General features: G+C 38.6%; 26 protein-coding genes. 16 read left to right on the top strand and 10 right to left on the bottom strand.

The features are described 5' to 3' along the window. Window positions 1–37 precede the first annotated feature (37 nt). The gene (gene rnjA / locus MLE14_RS12895) at window positions 38–1,705 is read right to left on the bottom strand and encodes a ribonuclease J1 (protein WP_243298793.1); all 1,668 of its coding nucleotides are present in this window, start codon (window positions 1,703–1,705) and stop codon (window positions 38–40) included. After that, window positions 1,705–1,917: a DNA-dependent RNA polymerase subunit epsilon gene (locus tag MLE14_RS12900; protein WP_243298794.1), complete on the bottom strand. Its 213-nt coding sequence runs from the start codon at window positions 1,915–1,917 to the stop codon at window positions 1,705–1,707. Before MLE14_RS12900 ends, rnjA begins: the two co-directional genes overlap by 1 nt. A gap of 676 nt (window positions 1,918–2,593) precedes the next feature. On the opposite strand from MLE14_RS12900, the gene MLE14_RS12905 reads away from it, so the two are divergent. The 6 genes from MLE14_RS12905 to lpdA all read left to right on the top strand — a co-directional run bounded on the left by MLE14_RS12905 (window position 2,594) and on the right by lpdA (window position 9,589). Next, window positions 2,594–3,367 carry a Cof-type HAD-IIB family hydrolase gene (locus MLE14_RS12905; RefSeq protein WP_243298795.1) on the top strand — a complete coding sequence of 258 codons (774 nt, stop codon included), beginning with the start codon at window positions 2,594–2,596 and terminating at the stop codon, window positions 3,365–3,367. Between the two features lie 263 nt (window positions 3,368–3,630). Further along, window positions 3,631–4,305: a YkyA family protein gene (locus tag MLE14_RS12910; RefSeq protein WP_243298796.1), complete on the top strand. Its 675-nt coding sequence runs from the start codon at window positions 3,631–3,633 to the stop codon at window positions 4,303–4,305. A gap of 423 nt (window positions 4,306–4,728) precedes the next feature. Further along, a complete protein-coding gene (pdhA, locus tag MLE14_RS12915; RefSeq protein WP_243298797.1) occupies window positions 4,729–5,841 on the top strand; it encodes a pyruvate dehydrogenase (acetyl-transferring) E1 component subunit alpha in 1,113 nt (370 codons plus the stop codon). Window positions 5,842–5,843: 2 nt separating this feature from the next. Next, entirely contained in the window at window positions 5,844–6,821 is a 978-nt protein-coding gene (locus tag MLE14_RS12920; protein WP_243298798.1) for an alpha-ketoacid dehydrogenase subunit beta, read from the top strand. A gap of 68 nt (window positions 6,822–6,889) precedes the next feature. After that, a complete protein-coding gene (locus MLE14_RS12925) occupies window positions 6,890–8,176 on the top strand; it encodes a dihydrolipoamide acetyltransferase family protein (protein ID WP_243298799.1) in 1,287 nt (428 codons plus the stop codon). 3 nt (window positions 8,177–8,179) lie between these two features. After that, window positions 8,180–9,589, top strand: a complete 1,410-nt coding sequence (gene lpdA / locus MLE14_RS12930) for a dihydrolipoyl dehydrogenase (RefSeq protein WP_243298800.1) — start codon at window positions 8,180–8,182, stop codon at window positions 9,587–9,589. 299 nt (window positions 9,590–9,888) lie between these two features. Here the strand turns inward: lpdA and MLE14_RS12935 are convergent, their stop codons facing one another. Next, entirely contained in the window at window positions 9,889–10,182 is a 294-nt protein-coding gene (locus MLE14_RS12935; RefSeq protein WP_243298801.1) for a hypothetical protein, read from the bottom strand. A 253-nt stretch (window positions 10,183–10,435) separates the two neighbouring features. On the opposite strand from MLE14_RS12935, the gene MLE14_RS12940 reads away from it, so the two are divergent. Then, complete coding sequence (locus MLE14_RS12940; RefSeq protein ID WP_243298802.1) at window positions 10,436–10,684, top strand: hypothetical protein; 249 nt, start codon at window positions 10,436–10,438, stop codon at window positions 10,682–10,684. 82 nt (window positions 10,685–10,766) lie between these two features. Here MLE14_RS12940 and MLE14_RS12945 read toward each other — a convergent pair whose 3' ends face one another. Beyond that, window positions 10,767–12,296 carry a glycine betaine uptake BCCT transporter gene (locus MLE14_RS12945; protein ID WP_243298803.1) on the bottom strand — a complete coding sequence of 510 codons (1,530 nt, stop codon included), beginning with the start codon at window positions 12,294–12,296 and terminating at the stop codon, window positions 10,767–10,769. 301 nt (window positions 12,297–12,597) lie between these two features. Between MLE14_RS12945 and MLE14_RS12950 the strand changes: the two genes are divergently transcribed. Continuing rightward, window positions 12,598–13,473: a polysaccharide deacetylase family protein gene (locus MLE14_RS12950; protein WP_243298804.1), complete on the top strand. Its 876-nt coding sequence runs from the start codon at window positions 12,598–12,600 to the stop codon at window positions 13,471–13,473. Window positions 13,474–13,557: 84 nt separating this feature from the next. Here the strand turns inward: MLE14_RS12950 and MLE14_RS12955 are convergent, their stop codons facing one another. After that, a complete protein-coding gene (locus MLE14_RS12955) occupies window positions 13,558–13,977 on the bottom strand; it encodes a DUF1885 family protein (RefSeq protein WP_243298805.1) in 420 nt (139 codons plus the stop codon). 211 nt (window positions 13,978–14,188) lie between these two features. On the opposite strand from MLE14_RS12955, the gene MLE14_RS12960 reads away from it, so the two are divergent. Beyond that, a complete protein-coding gene (locus tag MLE14_RS12960; protein ID WP_243298806.1) occupies window positions 14,189–14,314 on the top strand; it encodes a GapA-binding peptide SR1P in 126 nt (41 codons plus the stop codon). Window positions 14,315–14,371: 57 nt separating this feature from the next. Here MLE14_RS12960 and MLE14_RS12965 read toward each other — a convergent pair whose 3' ends face one another. Then, window positions 14,372–15,841: an aminotransferase class I/II-fold pyridoxal phosphate-dependent enzyme gene (locus tag MLE14_RS12965; RefSeq protein WP_243298807.1), complete on the bottom strand. Its 1,470-nt coding sequence runs from the start codon at window positions 15,839–15,841 to the stop codon at window positions 14,372–14,374. A gap of 293 nt (window positions 15,842–16,134) precedes the next feature. Between MLE14_RS12965 and MLE14_RS12970 the strand changes: the two genes are divergently transcribed. After that, window positions 16,135–16,410: a UPF0223 family protein gene (locus MLE14_RS12970; RefSeq protein WP_243298808.1), complete on the top strand. Its 276-nt coding sequence runs from the start codon at window positions 16,135–16,137 to the stop codon at window positions 16,408–16,410. A 418-nt stretch (window positions 16,411–16,828) separates the two neighbouring features. On the opposite strand, the gene MLE14_RS12975 is transcribed toward MLE14_RS12970, so the two are convergent. Further along, the gene (locus MLE14_RS12975; protein ID WP_243298809.1) at window positions 16,829–17,461 is read right to left on the bottom strand and encodes a YktB family protein; all 633 of its coding nucleotides are present in this window, start codon (window positions 17,459–17,461) and stop codon (window positions 16,829–16,831) included. A 262-nt stretch (window positions 17,462–17,723) separates the two neighbouring features. On the opposite strand from MLE14_RS12975, the gene MLE14_RS12980 reads away from it, so the two are divergent. After that, window positions 17,724–17,921, top strand: a complete 198-nt coding sequence (locus tag MLE14_RS12980; protein ID WP_243298810.1) for a hypothetical protein — start codon at window positions 17,724–17,726, stop codon at window positions 17,919–17,921. Window positions 17,922–18,128: 207 nt separating this feature from the next. Then, a complete protein-coding gene (locus tag MLE14_RS12985; protein WP_243298811.1) occupies window positions 18,129–18,932 on the top strand; it encodes an inositol monophosphatase family protein in 804 nt (267 codons plus the stop codon). Between the two features lie 109 nt (window positions 18,933–19,041). Here the strand turns inward: MLE14_RS12985 and MLE14_RS12990 are convergent, their stop codons facing one another. Next, the gene (locus tag MLE14_RS12990) at window positions 19,042–19,233 is read right to left on the bottom strand and encodes a YlaF family protein (RefSeq protein WP_243298812.1); all 192 of its coding nucleotides are present in this window, start codon (window positions 19,231–19,233) and stop codon (window positions 19,042–19,044) included. Between the two features lie 178 nt (window positions 19,234–19,411). Here MLE14_RS12990 and typA point away from each other — a divergent pair, with 178 nt between their 5' ends. From typA to MLE14_RS13005, 3 genes are read left to right on the top strand one after another with little or no spacing between them, the layout of a single operon-like run. Beyond that, entirely contained in the window at window positions 19,412–21,235 is a 1,824-nt protein-coding gene (gene typA, locus MLE14_RS12995; protein WP_243298813.1) for a translational GTPase TypA, read from the top strand. 21 nt (window positions 21,236–21,256) lie between these two features. Further along, a complete protein-coding gene (locus MLE14_RS13000; RefSeq protein WP_243298814.1) occupies window positions 21,257–21,580 on the top strand; it encodes a YlaH-like family protein in 324 nt (107 codons plus the stop codon). Between the two features lie 10 nt (window positions 21,581–21,590). Next, a complete protein-coding gene (locus MLE14_RS13005; RefSeq protein WP_243298815.1) occupies window positions 21,591–21,866 on the top strand; it encodes a hypothetical protein in 276 nt (91 codons plus the stop codon). Window positions 21,867–21,911: 45 nt separating this feature from the next. Here MLE14_RS13005 and MLE14_RS13010 read toward each other — a convergent pair whose 3' ends face one another. After that, on the bottom strand, window positions 21,912–22,115 hold the full coding sequence (locus MLE14_RS13010) for a YlaI family protein (RefSeq protein WP_243298816.1): 204 nt from the start codon (window positions 22,113–22,115) through the stop codon (window positions 21,912–21,914). 226 nt (window positions 22,116–22,341) lie between these two features. Further along, window positions 22,342–22,941: a YhcN/YlaJ family sporulation lipoprotein gene (locus MLE14_RS13015; protein WP_243298817.1), complete on the bottom strand. Its 600-nt coding sequence runs from the start codon at window positions 22,939–22,941 to the stop codon at window positions 22,342–22,344. A 457-nt stretch (window positions 22,942–23,398) separates the two neighbouring features. On the opposite strand from MLE14_RS13015, the gene MLE14_RS13020 reads away from it, so the two are divergent. After that, entirely contained in the window at window positions 23,399–24,730 is a 1,332-nt protein-coding gene (locus MLE14_RS13020) for a PhoH family protein (protein ID WP_243298818.1), read from the top strand. Window positions 24,731–24,955: the final 225 nt, after the last annotated feature.

Below are 24,955 nucleotides of genomic sequence, written 5' to 3' on the forward strand. Positions count from 1 at the left end.
TGACTGCAAATATTTCTTTTGCAGCCAGCTTTTTTACTTAAACCTCCATAATGATTGGTAAAATCATTGGACGCCGTTTTGTTTTTTCATATAAAAATGGTGCTAAAGTGTCTGTAATCTCATTTTTAATTTCCGACCATTGAGTCGTTCTTCGTTCCATGACAGAGGTAAGGTGTTTGGTTACGATTCCTTGTGCCTCTTGAATTAAGTCACCAGACTCTCTCATGTATACAAATCCTCTTGAAATAATATCTGGTCCTGCAGCTATCTTAAAGTCCTTCATGTTAATGCTAACCACAACTACCACAAGGCCTTCTTCAGATAGAATGCGGCGGTCTCTTAAAACAATGTTGCCGATGTCCCCAACACCGCTTCCGTCAATATACACATTGCCAGAAGGAATTTTTCCAGCTATTTGTGCTTCATCCTGGCTTAGTGCTAAGACCTCTCCGTTATCCATAATAAAGCAATTTTCTTCAAGTACGCCGCAGTCTACAGCTAGGTTCGCATGCATTTTTTGCATACGGTATTCCCCGTGAACCGGCATGAAAAATTTAGGCTTCATTAACCGGAGCATTAGCTTTTGCTCTTCTTGGCCGCCGTGTCCGGATGTATGGATATTGTTCAATGGGCCATGAATCACATTTGCGCCGGCTTTGAATAATGTATTAATTGTCCGGCTTACGCTAATCGTATTTCCTGGTATAGGGGAAGAAGAAAATACAACCGTATCTCCGGGAATAATTTGGATCTGCCTATGGGTTCCATTTGCAATCCTTGAAAGGGCAGCCATAGGTTCTCCTTGGCTTCCTGTACACAAAATCGTTACCTGATGAGCAGGAAGGCGGCTCAATTGGGCGGCATCGATAAAGGTATTTTTCGGGCATTTTATGTACCCAAGTTCTTGGCCAATTTCAATGGCTGATTCCATACTGCGACCGAAAACTGCGATTTTTCGTCCATTTAAAACGGCAGCTTCTACAACCTGTTGCAGTCGATGAATGTTGGATGCAAAAGTAGCAAAAATAATACGTCCGTCTACTTTACGGAAAATGTCATGGATGCTTTCTCCTACACGGCGTTCTGACATAGTGAAGTGAGGAACCTCACTATTGGTACTATCGGAAAGCAAACATAGTACTCCTTCTTTTCCTATCTCAGCCATTTTCGTTAAATTAGCTGGTTCACCCACCGGTGTAAAATCAAATTTAAAGTCACCTGTATGAACAATGTTTCCAGGCGGTGTTTTTACTACGATTCCAAAAGAATCAGGAATACTATGAGTCGTTCGGAAAAACGTAACAGAGGTTTTTCTGAATTTAATAATGTCTTCTTCCTGTACTTCGATAAGTTTGGCATGTCTTAAAAGACCATGCTCTTCTAATTTATTTCGAATTAATCCTAGAGCAAGTTTTCCTCCATAAATAGGAATATTGATTTCACGCAGTAAATAGGGGATTCCACCAATATGGTCTTCATGTCCATGTGTAACAAAAAGACCCTTTATTTTTTCTTCATTTTTCACTAAGTAAGAGTAATCTGGGATTACATAGTCAATACCTAACAATTCGTCCTCAGGAAATTTAATCCCAGCATCAATTAATATAATTTCATCTTGGAATTGTATACCATAGGTGTTCTTTCCTATTTCACCTAACCCACCAAGTGCAAATATAGCCGTTTGATCATTTTTTACAAATTTCATTATTTATTCTCCACTATTTGAAAGTCTTCGTTTTGCTGCTCATATTCTAAATAAGCACCGGTAGTTGGCTGGATATACTCAATGTTGTAGTTTTTTTCTTTTAAAGCCAAACGAACCTCACGTTCCGATTCAGCTTCAATAAATAAAGTTTTTGTGTGTTCACGTACTGGAACCTCAGTGTTGGATTCTTGATAGTATACTTTATAAATCATTCATCTCTCTCCTTGACTATCTAATAAAATTTACATTGGTTGTGGACTGCCTATTTTGTGAAATCAGTTTTTCTCCTTGGAAGAAAACCTAATAAGACGAAACAGGAGGAAAAAACAACCGGACGAACAGTTATTTCCCCTGTTAAGCTGCTCACTTTGCGAATACCCTGCTCTAGGAATTCAAAAAAGAAATCGTGAGATAAAAAATATAATCCGACTCATCCTCTGCTTCCTTCACTTTACAAAAATAACCCAACAATAGCAAGTGGGCTGATACATCATTTTCAATAAAATTGTTCCCCGTGAGCGAAAAAACCCTCCAAATATAAGGAGGATTCTTGGAAAAGCATGAAATTTCGTTTATATTTGAACAAGATTGTTTTTTTAAAAATACAAACTAAAATGGCAAAGAGCATTCATACAAAATGTAAAGTGACACACTTTTCAAAGGATGCTCTTTATGCCATTAGTTTCTTTTTGACAACATTTCTCCATTGTTTTTTTATACGATTCCTTATTTTTTTCAGCATAATTAGCCCTCCTTTATTGATGGTTCTATTATTCATCAGTCTTCTTTTTTATAGTATATGGAGAGTTTTTGAAATTTTTCATGGGGAAAGCTGGAATTGGGCGAAACTTCATAAAATAAACGATACACTGACAGAGGTGAACAGATGTGAGTAAAATTGTATTTTTTGATATAGACGGGACCTTATTAAATCATGACAAAACCATCCCGGAATCAACGAAAAAAGCAATCAGGCAGCTAAAAGAGCAAGATGTCTTTGTTGCCATTGCAACCGGAAGAGCTCCTTTTATGTTTGAAGATATTCGCAAAGAATTGGATATTGATTCTTATGTCAGCTTCAATGGACAATATGTGGTGTTTGAAAACGAACCTATTTATAAAAATCCGCTAAATCAGGAGGCTTTAATAAAGCTGCATAATAAAGCAAAGAGTCACCATCATCCGCTTGTATTTTTGAATGAAAGTGATATGAAAGCTGATATTTTAGAGGATGTTATGATAGCTGAGGCAATGGGAAGTTTACGTTTTGGACATCCGGAAAAAGATGAAACGTTTTATTTAAAAAATGAGGTGTATCAGTCCCTCTTATTCTGCAAAGATGAATGGCAGCAGGAGTATGAAAGAGAATTCACTGCTTTCACATTTATCAGATGGCATGAATACTCAGTGGATGTTATTCCGAAAGGCGGTTCCAAGGCAGAAGGCATTAAAAAAATGCTGGAAAAGGTTGGATTCCAATTAAAGGATAGTTATGCATTCGGAGACGGCCTAAATGACATCGAAATGATCCAAACAGTGGGTACCGGTGTAGCCATGGGGAATGCAGTGGAAGACTTAAAAATTCATGCAAATTTTATTACAAAGAATGTTGATGAAGAGGGAATAGTTTATGGCTTGAAATCTGTAGGACTGCTTCGTTAATTGCAAAGATGAGATTTGATTTTATACAGTTTCGAAGCTCTAGTTTCTCTATCAACTTGTAAACCATTTTATTCAATCTTAAATAATAGGGTCATATTCATTAAATGGCATGAATAGATTAGGGACAAGTAGAAATTAGGAAAAGGGAATGACCGCTATTTTTCTGACAATATTTACACAAATTTCAAAATAGGACAAGCTATTGTCAAAAAGTGGGGGCAAAGATATAGTAGAGTAGGCAATAGTTTTTTGGGGGTAGGAGCATGAAAAAGAGTTTTACTCAAACATTACTAGTCATAGTTGGAACAGCCGTCATTTTATTGGCTGGATGTACTGAAAAGACCTCACCAGTTGAAACGATGTATACAACTTTGGAAGGTGTTGTTTCTGCAGAAGAAGACTTCAATGAGCAACAGGAACCGCTGCAGCAACTAGAAAAACAAGAGCATGAATTATTTGAACAAATTATTTCATTAAGTATGAATGAATTTGATCAAATCGTGAATTTATCAAAAGAAGCCCTATCCATCGTGGAAAAAAGAAAAGAAAAAATAGAGATTGAGCGCGAAAGCATGATCGAATCTGAAGAAAAATTTAAAGAAGTTCAAGATATTATTGAAACGATTGAAGACGAAGAACTGAAAGCAAAAGCAACTGAACTGTCTAAAACGATGAATTCGCGCTATCAGGTCCATAAAGACTTATACGATGCTTATATGAATGGCCTTCAGCTCGATCAGCAATTATATACAATTCTTCAAGATGAAAACCTTACCCTCGATCAATTAGAAACGAAAATTAATGAAATTAATGATGCTTATAAGATAGTGATGGAAGCAAATAATGAATTTAATAAGATAACGGAAAAATATAATGAATCCAAACAAAGCTTCTATGAAGCTGCTGGAATGGAAGTAACTGTAACAGCAGAGAATTAAGAAGATCTCCCGCGAGGTCACAATTGTGTGACAGGCGGGAGATTTTTTGTTTGGCCAAATTGAAAACCTTCGTTTAAAACAGAGGATTTTGAGGAAACATGCACATAGATGATTCTTTCATTGTGTAAGTTAAGGAGGGTTATTATAAAACAGATTATATGAATTTGGCACTGTTTTATAATACAGACGCATTCATTTTAATAATACAGTTCACTTAATGTCGTGATTTAATAACCTTCAGATTAAAGTAATTGACGGAAAGAATGGCAATCATGTAAACTTGGAACTGAAATTAGTTGTATTAATGTAAATTAGTTTTTCATTGATACAGTTTTTTCTCCCGAATGGAGTTTGATAGCAATCCGGAAGGGAGAAACTGATAAGTATTGATATTATTTATTATGAAATGAAAGGGTGAAGGGAATGGCTTCAAACACAAAGACTCAAATCGATTACAAAAAGCAATTTGAGACCATTAGTGAGCAATTCCAAACATTTCAAATTCTGAATGAAAATGGTGAAGTAGTAAATGAAGCTGCTATGCCAGAATTATCGGATGAGCAACTACAAGAACTGATGAAGCGTATGGTTTGGACGAGAATTCTTGATCAGCGTTCTATTTCTTTAAACAGACAAGGACGTCTTGGCTTCTATGCTCCAACCGCAGGACAGGAAGCATCACAAATTGCTTCTCAATTTGCTTTGGAAAAAGAAGACTGGATTTTGCCGGGTTACCGTGATGTCCCTCAAATCGTGTGGCATGGTTTGCCGCTTTATCAGGCTTTTTTATTTTCTAGAGGTCATTTTCAAGGGAACCAAGCTCCAGAAGGAGTTAATGTTTTGTCTCCGCAAATTATAATTGGAGCTCAATACATCCAAGCAGCTGGAGTTGCCCTAGGCTTGAAAAAACGAGGCAAAAAAGCAGTTGCTATTACCTATACAGGTGATGGTGGAACCTCTCAAGGCGATTTTTATGAAGGAATCAATTTCGCAGGTGCATTTAAAGCACCGGCCATTTTTGTTGTGCAAAACAACCAATTTGCGATTTCTACTCCTCGTGAGCTTCAAACAGCAGCTGAAACATTAGCTCAAAAAGCAGTAGCAGCCGGAATTCCTGGTATCCAAGTCGATGGAATGGATCCATTAGCAGTGTATGCCGCTGTTAAAGATGCACGCGAAAGAGCGATTAATGGAGAAGGACCTACATTAATTGAAACACTTTGCTACCGTTACGGTCCGCATACAATGGCTGGGGACGATCCAACCAGATACCGTACAGCAGACTTAGATAACGAATGGGAGAAGAAGGATCCTTTAGTTCGCTTCCGTAAATTCCTTGAAAACAAAGGACTATGGAATGAAGAGCTTGAGAATGAAGTGATTGAACAAGCAAAAGAAGAAATCAAAGAGGCTATTAAAAAAGCAGATGATGCACCAAAGCAAAAAGTAACCGACTTAATTTCCATCATGCATGAGGAATTACCATATAACTTGAAAGAGCAATATGAAATTTATAAAGAGAAGGAGTCGAAGTAAGCATGGCTCAAATGACAATGATTCAAGCGATCACGGACGCATTGCGTACCGAACTGAAGAACGATGAAAATGTTCTTGTTTTCGGGGAAGACGTTGGTGTTAACGGTGGGGTGTTCCGTGCTACTGAAGGCTTACAAAAAGAATTTGGGGAAGAGCGTGTATTTGATACACCGCTTGCTGAATCCGGGATCGGCGGACTCGCGGTTGGATTAGCTTTACAGGGCTTTCGTCCTGTACCGGAATTACAGTTCTTCGGTTTCGTATATGAGGCAATGGATTCCATTTCCGGGCAATTAGCCCGTATGCGCTATCGCTCTGGCGGACGCTATTCTGCACCGGTTACGATTCGTTCTCCTTTTGGAGGGGGCGTACATACGCCGGAACTCCACGCAGATAGTTTAGAAGGTTTAATGGCACAACAGCCTGGCTTAAAAGTAGTCATCCCTTCTACCCCTTATGATGCAAAAGGACTATTAATTTCTGCGATCCGTGATAACGATCCGGTTATCTTCTTAGAGCATATGAAGCTGTACCGTTCTTTCCGTCAAGAGGTTCCTGAGGAAGAATATACAATTCCGCTTGGAAAAGCTGACGTTAAACGTGAAGGTAAAGACCTTTCCATTATCACCTATGGTGCGATGGTTCAGGAATCTTTAAAAGCAGCAGACGAGCTTGAAAAAGAAGGATACTCTGTAGAAGTTGTAGACTTGCGCACGATTAGTCCTTTAGATATTGATACGATTATAGCTTCTGTTGAAAAAACCAATCGTGCGATTGTGGTGCAAGAGGCACAAAAACAAGCAGGTATTGCTGCCAATGTTGTAGCTGAAATCAACGATCGTGCGATTTTAAGTCTAGAAGCACCTGTATTAAGAGTAGCTGCACCAGATACAGTTTTCCCATTCTCTCAAGCTGAATCTGTCTGGCTTCCAAATTACAAAGACATTATTGAGACGGCGAAAAAAGTCTTAACTTTCTAATGGATTAAGATGAAAGGTCATTGCCTTTCTTCTTAATTATTTTTTGAACTAAAAGGAGGTTGAACCAAGTGGCATTTGAATTTAAATTGCCGGACATCGGAGAAGGAATACACGAAGGTGAAATTGTAAAATGGTTCGTAAAGCCTGGTGACGAAGTAAAAGAGGACGATGTATTATGTGAAGTCCAAAACGATAAAGCAGTTGTTGAAATTCCCTCCCCTGTTGCAGGTAAAGTTACAGAGATTAAAGTGAATGAGGGAGAAGTAGCAATTGTTGGAGACGTTCTGATTACTTTTGATGCTCCAGGATATGAGAACTTACAATTTAAAGGAAACGAAGAAAAAGCGGAGGCTCCAAAAGAAGAGCCAAAGCAAGAAAAGGCTGCACCAGCTGAAGAAACTGTAACTCCTGAAGCGAAAGAAGAATCGAGCGCTCGTGTAATTGCGATGCCGTCTGTACGGAAATTCGCCCGCGAGAAAGGGATTGATATTAGACAAGTTTCGGGTACTGGCAAAAATGGACGTGTCTTAAAAGAAGATATTGAGGCATTTATCAATGGTGGTGCAACACAAGCTGAGGCTGTTTCCGCTCCAGCTGAATCAGAAAAGCCGGATGCACCGCAAAAAGCAGCACCGCAAATTCCAGAGGGTGCCTTCCCTGAAACACGTGAAAAAATGAGCGGTATCAGAAAAGCGATTGCTAAAGCGATGGTTAATTCGAAACACACAGCTCCTCACGTGACGCTAATGGATGAAGTGGATGTCACTAAGCTGGTCGCTCACCGTAAAAAATTCAAGCAGGTGGCTGCAGATAAAGGCGTAAAGCTTACTTTCTTGCCTTATGTGGTTAAAGCTTTAGTAAGTGCCTTACGTGAATATCCAGCGTTAAATACTTCACTAGATGACGAAACAAGTGAAATTATTCATAAACATTACTATAATATAGGTATAGCTGCCGATACTGAAAAAGGCTTGCTTGTACCAGTAGTAAAAAATGCAGACCGTAAATCAATGTTCACGATTTCTGGAGAAATTAATGAGTTAGCCACTAAAGCCAGAGATGGCAAGCTTGCACCAGATGAAATGAAGGGTGCGTCTTGTACGATTACAAATATCGGATCTGCTGGCGGTCAATGGTTCACTCCGGTTATTAATCATCCAGAAGTGGCCATTCTTGGTATCGGCAGAATAGCTGAAAAACCAATCGTGCGTGATGGTGAAATCGTTGCTGCTCCAGTGTTAGCCTTATCTCTTAGCTTCGATCACCGGATGATCGATGGTGCAACAGCTCAAAATGCACTCAATCACATTAAGCGATTACTCAGCGACCCAGAACTATTATTAATGGAGGCTTAAATCATGGTTGTAGGAGATTTTCCAATTGAAACAGATACTCTTGTAATTGGGTCCGGCCCTGGAGGTTATGTAGCTGCCATTCGTGCTGCTCAACTTGGACAAAAAGTAACAATAGTAGAAAAAGCTGAACTAGGCGGAGTATGCTTAAATGTGGGATGTATCCCATCAAAGGCACTAATCACCGCTGGTCATCGATATGAGCAAGCTCTTCATTCTGATGATATGGGGATTAAAGCAGAAAATGTTAGTATCGATTTTTCAAAGGTACAAGAATTTAAAAGTAAAGTCGTTAAAAAGCTAACAAGTGGTGTTGAAGGGCTTCTTAAAGGCAATAAAGTTGAAATTGTAAAAGGTGAAGCCTATTTTGTAGATGCGAACTCAATTCGCGTCATGAATGAGAATTCAGCACAAACCTATACATTTAAAAATGCGATTATTGCAACAGGCTCCCGTCCAATCGAATTAAAAACATTCCCTTATTCAGAAAGGGTCATCGATTCTACTGGCGCATTAAATTTAACTGAGATACCGAAAAAACTCGTCATCATCGGTGGCGGTGTTATCGGGGTTGAACTAGGTACAGCCTACGCGAACATGGGATCCCAAGTTACCATTTTAGAAGGAGCCGATGACATCTTAGCCGGTTTCGAAAAGCAAATGACAACCTTAGTGAAGAAGAACTTAAAGAGCAAGGGTGTTGAGGTTGTTACAAAAGCAATGGCGAAAGGTGCAGATGTTACTGGCGATGGCGTAGTTGTAACGTATGAAGCTGGAGGGTCAGAACAAAAGCTAGAAGCTGATTATGTTCTTGTTACTGTTGGACGCAGACCGAATACAGATGAGCTTGGCTTAGAGCAAGTAGGTATTGAAATGACTGAACGCGGATTAATTAAGGTTGATAAGCAATGCCGCACGAATGTAAGCAATATTTATGCAATTGGCGATGTTGTCGAAGGGCCACAGCTTGCACACAAGGCTTCCTATGAAGGAAAGGTTGCAGCAGAAGCGATTGCTGGAGAACCTGCAGAAGTTGATTATCTGGCAATTCCTGCAGTAGTCTTCTCAGAACCGGAATTGGCGACTGTTGGTTTAAATGAACAGCAAGCTAAAGAGGCCGGTCTAGATGTAATCGGTGCAAAATTCCCATATGCAGCAAACGGGCGTGCACTCGCATTAAACGAAACAGATGGCTTCGTAAAACTAGTTACCCGTAAAGAGGATGGTTTAGTCGTTGGAGCGCAAATTGCTGGTGCAAATGCATCTGATGTTATTGCAGAGCTTGGTCTGGCGATTGAAGCAGGAATGACAGCTGAAGATATTGCCATGACTATTCATGCTCACCCAACATTAGGCGAAATCACAATGGAAGCTGCGGAAGTAGCATTGGGTTCACCGATTCATATTTTAAAATAATACATTCTGCAAGTAAGAGTGTGAAATCCATTCGATTTCACACTCTTTTATATTTGTTGGAAAGAGGAAACTTAAAGAAAACTTGGCTAGCGCTTTAGGTTAGGCTTGAGGCGATTGCCTGGTTGCTCTTATCACGCTCGAAACGCCGCGTCCTGTGGCCTCGCTTGACTCATTCTTCTGCCGGCGCACTTTATTCCTAAAAATTTTGACTGCGTCGAATTTACTTCTTTGCTAAATTTTATACTTTTATAAAGCGCAGGCAAAAAACCGGGCACAGATTGCCCGGTTCTACTCATTTATTATTTAGCTGATAAAAGATGTATAACAGGATCAATAATTTCTTCTTTTGGGGCGGCACCTTTTACACTAAAAATAATGTCATCTCCGTTTGTTATAAGTAAAGCAGGGAATTCGTCAACTTGCAGCTGCTCTTCTAGCCGTTCAAGATCATTAGGTGTAATAACTTTCATTTTATTTACAAGAGTCGGGTATGTTTTTCTTAATTCTAAAATAGCATCATAATAAGAGATTTCTTTTTCAAAATGAGTATCATCGGTAAAAAAAATGAGGTTTACTCCTTCTGTTTGAATCATAAGTTTCTCTTCATTTGAACAAGAACTTAGAATAATACAAGCGAAAAACAAAAATAACAATCGTTTGTTCATACACTCACCGCTCATTTATAAAAGTTCGAAATTTCAAATATCAGTTTAGCATAGAAATAAGGACATTTTGCCTATGTCATTGGAATGTTACAGAATTGATATATCTGATATGGCGCTGTCTTGATTGATCCGTAAAAATATGGGTAAAAGAAATATATAGAGAAAAGGAAAGAGTGGTTGAATGAAAAGCTATGTCGCGGTTCTTTTGCAAATGATGATATGGAGCGGATATAGTCTTGCTGAATGGCTATCCAATCACGACCGGCTTGAATATAATATAGGAATGTTTATAATCTTTGTATTTTTAGCATTTAATATTGCTAAATATGTAGTAAAGTCAACAAAAGCCTCACTGATCATCACGGGCGCTACCCTTTCTTTTTATTTATTCATTCATTGGGGAATGCCGGCTATATCTTCATGGGTATAAAACATCCACTGCCTAAAATAAGACAGTGGATGTTTTCATGTCACCGATATTTGAGAAAGAAAAATTAGGTCAAATATCCGTTTTAATCAATATTTCTTTGCGTTTTCTGCCCCTTCGGAATCTCTTCCATAAAGGATTTTATCAGCGAGTATACGATGAGGAGCATAATCACTGTAAATGGCAGTGCAGCAATTATAGATGCTTTTTGTAATGCAGCGAGCCCTCCAATATAAAGTAAGATGGTGGCTGTTCCAGCTTGAATCAGACCCCATACCAGTTTTACAATATTCGGCGGATTTAAGCTCCCATTCGTGGTCTGCATTCCCAAAACAAAGGTTGCTGAATCGGCAGAAGTTATAAAGAATGTGCAAATAAGCAAGATTGCCAGTATAGATAAGAATGCTGAAAACGGAAAAAAATTAAAAAGCTCGAATAAAGCTACTTCTTCACCTATACTCTCAATTGCTCCAAGGATTGATTTTCCCTGAAAGAAGTCGAGTCCAATTGCACTTCCGCCAAATACAGAAAACCATAAAGCACCGAATAAGGTTGGTACGAGCAAGACTCCGATCGTAAATTCTCGGATCGTTCTTCCGCGTGATACGCGTGCAATAAAAGTTCCGACAAATGGTGCCCAAGAAATCCACCATGCCCAATAGAAAATCGTCCAATCTTCATACCAGGTGTTTTCAGGGTCAAAAGGTGCTAACCGAAAACTCATGGAAGGGAGATTTTGAATATACGAACCAAGTGTAGTTGAAAAAACGTCCATAATAAAGTTCGTTGGCCCAGTAAATAAAACAAAAAGCATTAAAGCCATGGCCAAAACAATATTAGCATTACTAAGATATTTAATACCTCGATTTAAGCCAGTCTGGGCAGAAATTATAAATAGTATCGTTACAACAATTATAATAATCAATTGCGTAAAGAACGTATTCTCAATCCCTTCAAAGGTGTATGAAAGCCCGCCGCTTATTTGTGATGCTCCTAAACCTAGTGAAGTTGCGACTCCAAATACGGTTGCAAAGACTGCAATAAAATTAATAAGAATGCCCAAGCCGCCGTCAACTCGGTCACCAAATATGGGTCTGAGCAATGAACTAAATACCCCCGGTGACTTTTTTCTGAACTGAAAATAGGCGAGTGCTAATCCAACCACTGTGTAAATGGCCCATGGGTGTAAGCCCCAATGGAAAAATGAATATCGGAGTGCTGCTCTTGCCGACTCTTCGGATGCAGGCTTCTCTAATGGAGGATAGTAATAATGAAACATGGGTTCTGCGGCGCCCCAAAATACTAATCCGATTCCCATACCTGCACTAAACAACATCGCAAACCATGTTAAATAGCTGTATTCAGGCTGATCCCCTTCTTTACCTAGCCGAATGTTTCCATACTTTGTAAAAATAAGTATGATAGTAAAAGCAAGAAAAATCGATGCAGAAATCAAGTAAAACCAGCCGAACTTTTCTAAAATGAAACTATGTACCGCTGTCGTTACTGCATCCAGACTGAAATTATTTAGAATCCCCGCTGGGATGGCTCCCCAAATAATAAAGAACAAAGTCACAATCACTGACAAGGTAAATACCGGTGTAACTTTTTTCAAAGTATCCCCCCTATTAAATGGTTCTATCAATAGTTTGAAATGAAATGTTCAAAAATATGATAGGAAATAAATTTATTCTCACGTATAATGAGAACAAGTACGAGTATCCGGAATTTTAAGGTAAATAGATGTCGAGGAAGCAGTGCAGACTAAAACGGATCTTGTTGTTAGTACGGGATAGAATGATAGCATACTAGATTTTGGAAACGCAACTATTACTTAATACCCAGACAAGAGACCATTTAAACTGGAAATTTTAAATAGTTATTTATTGTGTACATACAACATAGGGGGAGCTATCATGAAACAAGTTTTGATTATGCTTTTATTACTAGGCACACTAACTGCATGCACCTCTACGGTTTCAAAAAATCTAAGTGAACCTGGGGAAAACTCACAAAGCGAACCGGAGCAAAGTAAAACCGAAGATACATCGACAGATGACCTGACTGAACCAGAGCCAGAAAAGGAGCAGCCAAAAGAAGAGGATCCAGCACAAGTAACAGACGAACCTCCTTCAGAAACGGTGGCAAAGCCGCAGTATGTTGTGAATCCAGCTAACTGGACCATTGAGCCGATTGACTCTGCCAATGATAAAGTGGTTCTATTGACGTTCGATGATGCCCCGGATGAGCACGCAGTTGAAATCGCTAAGTTGCTTAAACAGCTCGGCGTTCAGGCAATCTTTTTTGTAAATGGTCATTTTATTGATACCGAGGAAGAGCAGCAGAAGTTAAAAACAATCCATGAGCTAGGTTTTGAAATTGGAAACCATACATATAACCATGCATTGCTCAGAGATTTAAGCGAAGAAGAACAACGAGACGAAATTATCAAATTGAATGAGTTAATAAAAGATATTATCGGTGAGAAACCGGTATTTTTTCGTGCACCACATGGGGTCAATACAGACTACAGTCATCAGGTCGTTAAAGAAGAAGGGATGATTGCCATGAATTGGACTTATGGATATGACTGGGTCGATGGCTATCTGGAAAAGGATGCGTTAACAGATATCATGGTAAATTCGCCGTACTTGACGAATGGCGCTAATCTCTTGATGCATGACCGAAGCTGGACCTATGAGGCAGTAGAGGGGATTATTGAAGGGCTTCGCAATAAAGGGTATGAATTTGTTGACCCTGATACAATTACAAAAATTGAAAACGTAAAATAAAAACAAAACCCACTGTCAAAATTGAACTGCACCCCAATTATCAGTTATCTAACAATTGGGGTGCAGTAAAAAGACAGTGGGTTTTCATTTTCTTTTATCGAAATACATTACCCGATTATTAAAAAGCTTTAACTCTGCCTCCCATTTTTTTGCAATAAATCTGCATAGTTCATTTGCTTTTCCTTTATCCGCTAATGTTGAACTTGGTGGTAATGTAATACGCAGTAAAGTTGAAGGTGAGTCATCTGATGTATTTGGTATATCGATCAAAATGGAATGATAATGAGGATCTTCTTTACTCTTGAGCAGGAGATATGTACCTTCAGAAGTTTTTGTTTCTATAACTGTGTAAGGGAATGCCATTTGATCATAATCCCAACTTAATTGTTCACCTGTCTTATGTGTAATTTCCTGATAGTATTCTAAGATCTCTTTTACATCTTCATACGAAATCGATTCTTTTTGGGAGTGGGGAGTTACCTTTATTAAAGCTGCCTCATTCATAGAAACACCTCGAAACGTTAAAATTTTCAATTTTCAAAAATAATTATATCACAGTGTCATCATTTTTGAAGTTTCAGGTAACATAGGAATAATAAAATACAAAATTAGACAAATATGACATACAATTAGGGCTTGAAATTCTAAATGTGTCATAATATTATTATATTAAGTTAAGCGTTTTCAAATTATAGGGCAAAGGAGAAGGGGAACAATGGGGACAATTATTTGTCAAACCTGCAATGCCACAATTACTCACTTTGAGGATGAGAAAGTTTCTGTACTCTATGCCAAATGTGATCATTGCCATGATTGTAATAATGAGGAAGAAACAGAGTAGTTTATAAATATAATAATAAAACCATCGATTCAACATTAAATCGATGGTTTTTTTTACTTATTTGATCGCGTGGTGCTCTTTAATGACTCTGATTGATTTTAATTCAAAATCTTCCGGCCCCTGAACAGGAAGTCCAACTTCAAGATTTTTCTTAATATAGGCAAGGTTTTCCTCAGTAATGATCTCCCCAGGGATAAAAATAGGAATGCCAGGCGGATATACCATAACAAATTCAGCAATAATTCTTCCGGCTGATTCATTTAAAGGAATTACTTCTGTATCTGCGTAAAATGCATCTCTTGGAGATAATGCAAGTACGGGTATATCTGGAAGCAATACTTCAATTTTCTCACCCTCTGTATAGTCTTTGCAAATATGGGATAATCGCTTGAGCGCTTCGACTAAATGATTGGTTTCGGCTTCCGTATCCCCAGGTGTAATAATACAAAGTAAGTTATATAGGTCAGAAAGTTCCACTTCAATCCGGGCTTCTTCTCTTAACCATTTTTCTGCATCATAACCGGTAATGCCTAAATCGCGAACATGAATAATTAATTTGGTCGGATCATAATCAAATGTAGCTTTCGAACCCAGGATTTCTCTGCCGACACAATAGAGTCCCTCGATTTCATTGATTTGTTTTCGAGTCTTTTCTGCTAATTCAATTGTCTGATCTAATAGAGCCTTGCCTTCAGTTACTAATCGCTTGCGGGCAACATCTAAAGAGGCAAGCAATAAATAAGAAGTTGACGTAGTTGTCAGCATACTTAAAATCGATTGTACACGTTTTGGCGAGACTAACCCTTCTCTTACATTTAAGATTGAACTTTGTGTCATTGAACCGCCGAGCTTATGCACACTAGTTGCGGACATGTCTGCGCCGGCTTGCATGGCTGAAAGGGGCAGTTCTTCATGAAAGTGAATATGAACACCGTGAGCTTCGTCCACTAATACAGGAACTGAGTATGAGTGAGCAATCTCAACAATTTTTTTGAGGTCAGCTGAAATCCCAAAATAAGTGGGGTTGATTACAAATACCCCTTTTGCATCCGGATGCTGTTCTAATGCTTTCTCAACTGATTCTGTCGTTATTCCATGGGAGATTCCTAATTTAGGGTCAATCTCAGGATGGATAAAAATTGGAGTAGCCCCAGAGAAAACAATCGCTGACATGACAGATTTATGAACATTTCTTGGAACGATGATTTTATCTCCAGGTCCGCAGACAGCCATGATCATTGTCATAATGGCTCCTGATGTCCCTTGGACAGAAAAAAAGGTATAATCTGCTCCAAAAGCCTCACTAGCGAGCTTTTGTGCTCTCTTAATTATTCCTCTTGGTTGATGTAAATCATCTAATGGGCTAATATTGATTAAGTCAATGGATAAAGCATTTTCACCAATGAATTCTCGAAAGTCGGGATCCATTCCAGTTCCTTTTTTATGGCCAGGTATGTGAAATTGAATCGGATTTTTTTTTGCGTGTTCAAGTAAACCAGTAAATAACGGAGTTTCATATTGAGACAACGATGTAACACCTCTTTTTAAATACTTGCAAAATTGTTTACGGGAACGCATTTCTATATCAATCAGAAACAGTCTCTGTTTATAAGCTAATTAAACAAGCTTCTATGCGTTTGACATAAAACAAAAGAATTATAGCACCTTGCTATCTCTTTGCATAGTGGTTGATGCGGAATTTTTATTTCTGAGTTCTTAGTTTATACTGATTTGTTCATAATACACAGAAAGATGATGAAATCAATACATAAAAACTGGATGTATTGGAAATAGCCATTCAAATAGCAGGAGGGTACGAAATGGAATATCATTATCCAATTGATTATGATTGGTCAACAAAAGAAATTGTGGATGTGATCCATTTTTACGAAGGGATTGAAAAAGCATACGAGCGCGGGATCAAACGGGAAGAAATCATGAAATTATATCGGAGGTTTAAAGAAATTGTTCCAGGAAAAGCGGAAGAGAAAAAATGGTTTAAAGAATTTAAAGAGGAAAGCGGCTATGATCCATATCCGATTGTTCGGGATATGAAGCAGCTGGAAGACGGAACGACTATAAAAGGATCTAGATAAATAAAACTCGCCGCCGAAGGGCGGCGTCAGATTATCGAGAAAGGGTATTTTTCTCGGCAATTCTTTATTTTGTGTAAACAAAATTACCGATTATTTAATAATTAATTGTCTCTGCTAACGGCCAGTTGATTTCCGCTTCGGGCCGGGCACTCGCTTTCCGCGGGGAGGTCCGGGAGCCTCCTCGGAGTTTTTGTGCCTGCGGGGTGTCCCGTGACCTCTCTATCCCACTTTCCACTGCAACAATATAGATTTTATAAGGCAGTGGAAATGAGTTGAGTGCCCTCCGCTCTAATCACCAGGGGCAAATCAACCTAAAAGCATTGCAACAAACCTATTCTAACCTCCAGATTTAGATAAGCGATTTAATCATAGCTTTACTTAGTGTTCCTCCCCAAAGTGACGTCTTGCAACTTTCACCTTATTTTTGATTGTAAGCTAATTTGTATAATGGCATCAGTGTAGCAAAGGTTTCCTTAGCTAATGCTACAAATTCGGTTCCGTTTTGCAAAATAGGGTTGTCTGATTCTATATGGCGCCCAATTAGGAATTCTGCTTTTTTAACATCACGGAATCTTTCCAGTGTTTGCTTTAAGCCTTTCTTTCCAAGCTCTTGAACAGAGAATGCCTCTTTTTTCATATGATCCTGCGAGATGACATAATCTTCGGGTACAATTGTTTGCACTTGTTTCAGTTTCTTTAAAAAGGTCTGGGCAATTTCTGCTTTATTCGGAAGTTCATAAATAAAGGCTAGCCATATAAAGACATGATCGTCAAAAAGCCCGATTTGGAAATGGGGATGCTGTTTATATCCGCGTTTATTATTGGCTATAGCCAGCCATGTGTCCTTTGGAGGATTTACTGTTCTTCTGGCATGTTTGGCGATATGTAAATACATTTCATTTCCAGCTAATGCGGAGAGATCATTGGTCAGGATTTCGCCAATCTCTCTGAATTTTGGCCGGATTCGACTCTCGATTGCCTCCATTCTCGCCTCAAGTCCTTCAATATGAAATGTGTCAAAATCAGATTGTGTAAATCCGGTAAATGGCATAAGTCTCTAACTCCTTTTTCAGTCCTCGTAAGAAAGTACATCATCCTCCCTTATTATACTAGCAGAACAGGTATATTAACGGCAAAAAAGAAGCCTATTTTTATGATTTAGAGGATGAGGATTCTTGTCCGTTCATAGGGAAATAGTAATATTTGGGTACGAGCACAAATTAGTTGCAGGAGAAATTATTTTAACATAGAATATATAAAACTAACTGAAAATTTCGATTTTGGCTCATTTCATGATGAGAGGAGTGGCAGATATGAAGCAACTCGTACAAACGATTAAGAAAAAGGATCAGCAGCAGAAAGAAAGACTGGCGGTTTTAAAATTAGAAATGAATTATGAGTTAGCGGTCTTATACGAAGCCATGCAGGAAAAAGATGCAGATAAAATAAAGAAGTGTAAAGAAAAGCTTGAAGGGATTCGTAAAGAATTGGTTCAATTAAATGGATTATAAAAGGACGGAAAAATGAATAGCTTAATACAAAGAATAAACATAAAACAGAAAGAATAAAAAAACGGGTCTGCAGCAATAACCGAACAGATCCGTTTTTTTCGTTTTATCAGTCAGTAAGGGATATTGGCATAAGAAGGGTGCATACTTGAATAGGCTCTATTTTTTTTAGTAAGCTAAGTAAAGACGAATGAATGGTGGGGGATTAGGATGACAAACTGGACTAATATAGCTCAAGCAGCAAAAGAGTGGGTACTTGAGGCAGGGCAAAGAATTAGAGAATCTCTAGATGAAGAGCTTCTGGTTGAGACAAAATCAGATGCTAATGATCTCGTCACAAATATAGATAGAGAAACTGAAAAATATTTTATTGAAAAGATTAAAGATTACAACCCTGATTATAAAATAATGGGTGAGGAAGGCTTTGGTGACCAATTAGATTCATTGGACGGGGTAATTTGGATACTAGATCCGATTGACGGTACCATGAATTTCGTCCACCAGAAAAGAAATTTTGCGATTTCATTAGCTGTTTATGAAAATGGAGAGGGTCGTTTAGGCATCATTTATGATGTAATGGCTGACGATTTTTATCATGTATTGCCGGGAAACGGGGCTTTTTTAAATGATGTAAGGCTTAAACGATTGAATAATGTCCCTATAGAAAAAGCAATCATTGGGCTTAATGCTACTTGGATTACGCCCAACAAACGGATTGATTATCAAATCCTTTCCCCATTAGTCAAAGCTGTTAGAGGGACCCGTTCATATGGAGCAGCTGCGATTGAATTGGCCTATGTGGCAGCTGGAAGATTAGACGGTTACATAACAATGCGATTAAATCCATGGGATTACGCCGCAGGTAAGCTGTTGGTAGAAGAGGTTGGCGGAAAAACGTCGAATTTGAAAGGCGAGCCTCTTTCTTTGTTAAACCCTTCTTCCTTGTTAGTTGGGGCACCTACTGTGTATGAGAAGATTAGAGAAAATTATTTAAAAGAGTATACAGGAATATAAGATGGCAATCACTGTGATTTGTTTTTTTGATAGAAAAGAAAACTGCAAAGCGGAAAGCAAAAAAGACTGTTTTAGGATTCTAGATCCCGAAACAGTCTTTTTATTGGAATTACTGATTGGAATGTTCGTTTTTACGAAGCTTTCGTTTCGTATTAAAACCAACCCCCATTATGATAACAGTTCCAATTATACAAGCGAAGATACCTAGTGAACTTCCCTCACTTATAAATATCCCAATACCAGAAATACATAGAACTGCTAAACAAGCATATACCATAAAAATTTTATTTGCTGAAGCCACTGATTGGTCCTCTCTTTCAAAAATAAAAAATAGGATTAACCATATTGTAACGAACCTTTGTGTTTATTTCTAGTAACGTGTGATATAATGTTCTAGTTGTAAAATAAAAGACCCACATTTTTCGTAATAGTGGTAAAAATAAATGAATTGATATCACAATAGAAAGCAGGTTGACATCATGTCTATACGTAATATAGCCATTATTGCTCACGTTGACCACGGAAAAACAACATTAGTAGACCAAATGTTAAAACAATCCGGTACATTCCGTGAAAATGAGCATGTTGAAGAAAGAGCAATGGATTCGAATGATATTGAAAGAGAACGCGGGATTACAATTCTAGCCAAAAATACAGCAATCCATTATAACGGGTACAAAATTAATATTTTGGATACTCCGGGACACGCCGACTTTGGCGGAGAAGTAGAACGAATTATGAAAATGGTGGATGGCGTTCTGCTAGTTGTAGATGCCTATGAAGGCTGTATGCCGCAAACTCGATTTGTTTTGCGAAAAGCGTTGGAACAAAATCTTCAGCCAATCGTTGTTATTAATAAAATCGATAAACCTTTTGCACGGCCAGAAGAAGTTTTGGATGAAGTGATTGATTTATTTATTGAGCTTGGTGCAAACGAAGACCAGCTTGAATTTCCAGTTGTCTATGCATCCGGGATTAATGGAACATCCAGTTTAGATCCAAATAAACAAGAGGATAATATGGAACCATTATTAAATCAAATCATCGAGTCAATCCCACAGCCTCCAACAAATGAAGATGAGCCGCTGCAGCTGCAAGTTGCGCTTCTCGATTATAACGAGTATGTCGGCCGAATTGGAATTGGCAGAATATATCGCGGAAGAATTAAGACAGGACAATCTGTCACGTTAATGAAACGAGATGGGTCATCCGAATCTCATCGGATTACAAAGCTATATTCTTTCCTTGGTTTAAAGCGTTATGAAGTGGAAGAAGCAGTGGCTGGGGATATAGTAGCGATTTCCGGGATTGAGGAAGTAAATGTAGGGGAAACAGTTTGTGACAGAGAACATCCTGAAGCCCTTCCCGTTATGAAAATTGACGAACCAACCTTAAAAATGACATTCCAGGTTAATAACAGCCCGTTTGCCGGAATGGAAGGAAAGTGGGTTACAGCTCGTAAAATTGAAGAACGTCTAGAAGTCCAATTAAAGACAGATGTAAGTTTGAGAGTTGAGCCAACTGACTCACCTGATGCATGGATCGTATCTGGACGAGGTGAGCTTCATCTTTCCATTTTAATTGAAAATATGAGACGAGAAGGCTATGAACTTCTCGTATCCCGACCAGAAGTTATATTAAAAGAAATCGATGGCGTTCTCTGTGAACCTGTTGAAAGAGTTCAAATTGATGTTCCTGAAGAGTACACGGGAAGCATTATGGAATCTATCGGTGAGAGAAAAGGCGAAATGCTTGATATGTCTCACACAAGCACGGGCCAAGTCAGACTTATCTTTTTAGTTCCTTCAAGAGGATTAATCGGTTACCGTACTGAATTTTTATCTATGACAAGAGGATATGGAATAATCCATCATACCTTTGACTCGTATAAGCCCGTATTCTCAGGTCATGCGGGAGAACGCCGCCAAGGTGCCCTCGTATCAATGGAAAGAGGAAAAGCTACCCAATACAGCCTTATCGCTTTGGAAGACCGTGGAGTTATGTTTATTGAGCCAGGAACGGAAGTATATGAGGGAATGATTGTTGGAGTTAATAACAAGGACAATGATCTGAATGTAAACGTGACGAAGGCTAAGGCGCAAACGAACGTTCGTTCAGCAACAAAAGACAATACTGTAACGATGAAAAAACCTAAAATTCTTACGTTAGAAGAAGCTTTAGAATTCCTTAACGACGACGAATTCTGTGAGGTAACACCTGAATCCATTCGTTTGCGCAAAAAAATTCTTAACAAAGCAGAGAGAGAAAAACTAGCGCGTAAAAAGAAATACGAACGGGTATAAAAAGTTTAGGTGGTGTAAGCAGTGGTGGACGTAGCGGAACGACTTACCTTTTTTGCAGCTTTATACAAGGTAGATGAGAATCCAAAAGAAGGCATGTGGTGGTTATATCTAACTATCATCATTCTTAGCATTATTGTTTACAAATTGGGATTCGCTAAAAAATTGCCGCCTCTTAAATCGTTTATTATTTACGCCTTCTTAATTCTTGGCTGTACGATTTTAACGTTTTTCGGTGTTTTCTTACCTGTAGCAGAAGGATTAATCGTGGCTTCTGTCATATTAATAATATATAAAATCCGTCTGAAACAGCAGAAAAAGCAAGAAAAGGCAGATGGAATAGGTTAAGAGGTGTGCGATGAGGTCTTTACAAGAAGCCTTTTACAATTGGCTCACGATTCGAGAGGTTGCGCTCGAGCGACCTAATGATGAAGCAGCCAATGAGACAGCCGACATGTTTTACGATATCCTAAGGAATCAGTTCAGAGTTGCAGAGATTCGTGTGGAAAAAGATGAACAAAAGGTGACGGTAAACTACGTGCTAGAAGGAGAGCAAAAGCAGTTACAGCTTCCTCGCAATTATGTGGAATCTATGATCAACCAAATGAATAAAGACCCAGAAAAATACAAATAACTCGCTTTCATAAGCGAGTTATTTGTATTTAATATGGTTGAATGGCTATATCCAATCATCTTCTACTTTTTTAGGTTCATACAGTCTAAATTGACCAGATTGCTTACGAATTTCGGTTCTCTCTGTGATCCGGTGATTACAGTCATCACACAGGTATGTATGGATCGGGCGGTTTCGCAATTTTTTAGCTAAAGGAGAATCATCATCTATTGTATCTATTTTTTCACAGATAAAACACTGTACTCTCAAAATTCAGTCACCTCACGCCCTTAAGTATACCATGTGCCTTTTTTTTGTTGAAGAATATCTTTTCCAAAACTGCTAAGGGCAGCCAATATTTTACACCGCAGGAAACGAGTCATCATATGATACATAAAGGGATTATAAGAATCAAGCGTATTAAAACAGCCTCTCGTTTCTGGAGAAGGCAATGCTAAACTAAATGAAAAAAGGAGGCAGATTGCCCCCCCATCTTTTATTTCTGCTGATTTGATTGATCTCTTTGTTCTTTATTTAACTGTTGTTCTTCTGGCTGAGTAACTTGATTCTTTGGCTTTTCGGTCGCGTTTTTTGGCGTGGTTTCTTCTAAATGTTCCGGTATATCTGGCATAACACGTCCAGTAATATCAGATAACTCATTTAAAATTCCCTGAATAGGTTCACCATTTTCAATATCAGCTCTGATTTCTCTCAGTCTTTGAACAATATCAGGGTCGGCTACAACTATCGCCTGTGCACCATAAGGATCATCTTTCAGAGCTTCTAAAACAGAATACTTGACGGTGCCTACTTGCGAACGTTCCATATTTCCATCAACATTAATGCCGACAAACGCATATCCCCCTAAAACAACTGCAGTTGCATTTTCTACATTAGGAACTCTTGTCGTCAACTCAACTAAATGTGAAGCAATCTCCTGGCCAGATTTACGGTCTACATTCTCATCAAAGGTACTATTTTTGACACGAACCAAATTTTCGTTATCAGCCGCCCTATTTTCGTTGGCATTTTGATTTGCGTTACAGCTTACCAGCCAAGTTAAACAAAAAAGAAGTATACCCAATTTTTTAACCATGTCGTGTTCACCCTTTTAAACTCAAGTTTTTTCGACTTGCTACAGCTTGTCGTAAAACGATCTAACGTTGCATTGCGACATTGCAACTTTAAAAAAGCAGCTTAGCAAGACTCCTGCATTTTCTAATTAGTTTGCAAATCTTCTTCTAACTTTATGCATTAGGACATATATTTTAGCGAAGCTTCTACCCTGAATAACATCGCGAAATGCTTCTCTGACAATACTTCTTGCGACTTTGAGACGAGCTGAAGGTAATCTTCTTCGAATAACCACTGGTGCAGGAGTACAAGACCACAAACCTAAGTAAGGTGATAGAAGGCTTCACTGGCTTTGCGACGAGCTGAAGGTTAGCTTCGATAGTTGGTGAGAACAAGAAAATTTAAACGTGATCCGGGCAAACGCCCAATCGCTTTTTGAAAAAACTGAATAGCAAATACTTCTAGCAGGAGGCGGCGGTTTGAATAAAATTTATGTGTTAGATACCAATGTCTTATTGCAGGATCCGTATTCGATCTTTTCGTTTGAAGATAATGAAGTAGTAATACCAGCTGTAGTATTGGAGGAGGTCGATTCCAAAAAAAGATATATGGATGAAATTGGTAGGAATGCAAGGCAGGTATCTAAACTTATCGATAGCTTGAGGCAAAATGGGAAATTACACGAGAAAATCCCATTAGAAAATGGCGGTACACTGAGAATTGAACTAAATCACCGTTCCTTTCAGCAATTACAAGAAATATTCATAGAAAAAACCAATGATAATCGCATTTTAGCGGTAGCGAAAAATTTATCCTTGGAGGAAGAAGCCAAAGAGAATGGCAGCCCAGTCATATTAGTATCAAAAGATGCCCTGGTTAGGGTAAAGGCAGATGCAATCGGTCTATATGCAGAAGATTTTTTGAGTGATCGAGTTGTTGAGGTAGACCATATTTACCCTGGCTTTAATGAAATCTTTGTCAATGACACGATTTTAAAGAAGTTTTATGAACAAGGGGAAATACCTGTTTCGGATTTAGCCAATCCGTTTACCTGCTGCCCGCATCAATTTTTTATCATGAAGGATGTTTACGGGGGTTCTTCGTCAGCGATTGGAATGGCGGATGCGTCTGGTATTAAAATTAAAAAGCTGTCACACAAAGAAGACCATGTTTGGGGGATCAAACCGAGAAATGTCCAGCAAATCATGGCGATTGAGCTGCTTCTTCGCGATGATATTCAACTGGTCAGTATGATAGGGAAAGCTGGAACGGGCAAAACATTGTTAGCACTGGCTGCTGGTTTATGGCAAACCGAGGACTTAGGCATTTATAAAAAGCTATTAGTAGCGAGACCTATCGTACCTGTAGGCAAAGATATCGGCTATCTTCCCGGTGAGAAGCAGGAAAAGCTGCGACCTTGGATGCAGCCAATCTATGATAATCTGGAGTACTTGTTTAATACGAAAAAGCCTGGAGAATTAGATGCCATTTTAGCGGGAATGGGTTCCATTGAAGTGGAAGCTCTTACCTATATACGCGGCCGCAGCATTCCAGAGCAATTTATAATTATTGATGAAGCTCAAAACTTAACCAAGCATGAAGTCAAAACGATATTAACCAGGGTTGGGGATAGAAGTAAAATCATATTAATGGGGGATCCTGAACAAATCGATCATCCTTATTTGGATGAGTATAATAATGGCCTTACTTATGTAGTCGAAAAGTTTAAAGATCAATCCATTGCCGGCCATATTAAGCTTGTAAAAGGTGAAAGATCGAACCTTGCTAAATTAGCGGCGGAATTGCTTTAGGCAAAGCATTAAAAGGGCCCACAATTGCAGTTGTGTTATAGCAAGAACCGAGGGTTTTACTTATTGTGGGCTTTCTATTCTCTTATTGAACTCAATTCCCTCAGGTGATAGAGGTCATATGATCCGGTAGTTCACAAATAACCGCTGTTTTTGTGAACTGATCGGACATGCGATCCGTTATTTGACCAAAATCATAAAAAATAACCGGGATTTCATCAAATAACG

Origin of the sequence: Bacillus litorisediminis, assembly GCF_022808645.1 — a bacterium.
GTDB classification, from domain to species: domain Bacteria; phylum Bacillota; class Bacilli; order Bacillales; family JC228; genus Bacillus_BF; species Bacillus_BF litorisediminis.

Coding starts and splice junctions, on each gene's coding strand:
- rnjA (WP_243298793.1), bottom strand. CDS start 1,705: ATGAAATTTGTAAAAAATGATCAAACGGCTATATTTGCACTTGGTGGG.
- MLE14_RS12900 (WP_243298794.1), bottom strand. CDS start 1,917: ATGATTTATAAAGTATACTATCAAGAATCCAACACTGAGGTTCCAGTA.
- MLE14_RS12910 (WP_243298796.1), top strand. CDS start 3,631: ATGAAAAAGAGTTTTACTCAAACATTACTAGTCATAGTTGGAACAGCC.
- pdhA (WP_243298797.1), top strand. CDS start 4,729: ATGGCTTCAAACACAAAGACTCAAATCGATTACAAAAAGCAATTTGAG.
- MLE14_RS12920 (WP_243298798.1), top strand. CDS start 5,844: ATGGCTCAAATGACAATGATTCAAGCGATCACGGACGCATTGCGTACC.
- lpdA (WP_243298800.1), top strand. CDS start 8,180: ATGGTTGTAGGAGATTTTCCAATTGAAACAGATACTCTTGTAATTGGG.
- MLE14_RS12935 (WP_243298801.1), bottom strand. CDS start 10,182: ATGATTCAAACAGAAGGAGTAAACCTCATTTTTTTTACCGATGATACT.
- MLE14_RS12940 (WP_243298802.1), top strand. CDS start 10,436: ATGAAAAGCTATGTCGCGGTTCTTTTGCAAATGATGATATGGAGCGGA.
- MLE14_RS12950 (WP_243298804.1), top strand. CDS start 12,598: ATGAAACAAGTTTTGATTATGCTTTTATTACTAGGCACACTAACTGCA.
- MLE14_RS12955 (WP_243298805.1), bottom strand. CDS start 13,977: ATGAATGAGGCAGCTTTAATAAAGGTAACTCCCCACTCCCAAAAAGAA.
- MLE14_RS12960 (WP_243298806.1), top strand. CDS start 14,189: ATGGGGACAATTATTTGTCAAACCTGCAATGCCACAATTACTCACTTT.
- MLE14_RS12970 (WP_243298808.1), top strand. CDS start 16,135: ATGGAATATCATTATCCAATTGATTATGATTGGTCAACAAAAGAAATT.
- MLE14_RS12975 (WP_243298809.1), bottom strand. CDS start 17,461: ATGCCATTTACCGGATTTACACAATCTGATTTTGACACATTTCATATT.
- MLE14_RS12980 (WP_243298810.1), top strand. CDS start 17,724: ATGAAGCAACTCGTACAAACGATTAAGAAAAAGGATCAGCAGCAGAAA.
- MLE14_RS12985 (WP_243298811.1), top strand. CDS start 18,129: ATGACAAACTGGACTAATATAGCTCAAGCAGCAAAAGAGTGGGTACTT.
- typA (WP_243298813.1), top strand. CDS start 19,412: ATGTCTATACGTAATATAGCCATTATTGCTCACGTTGACCACGGAAAA.
- MLE14_RS13005 (WP_243298815.1), top strand. CDS start 21,591: ATGAGGTCTTTACAAGAAGCCTTTTACAATTGGCTCACGATTCGAGAG.
- MLE14_RS13015 (WP_243298817.1), bottom strand. CDS start 22,941: ATGGTTAAAAAATTGGGTATACTTCTTTTTTGTTTAACTTGGCTGGTA.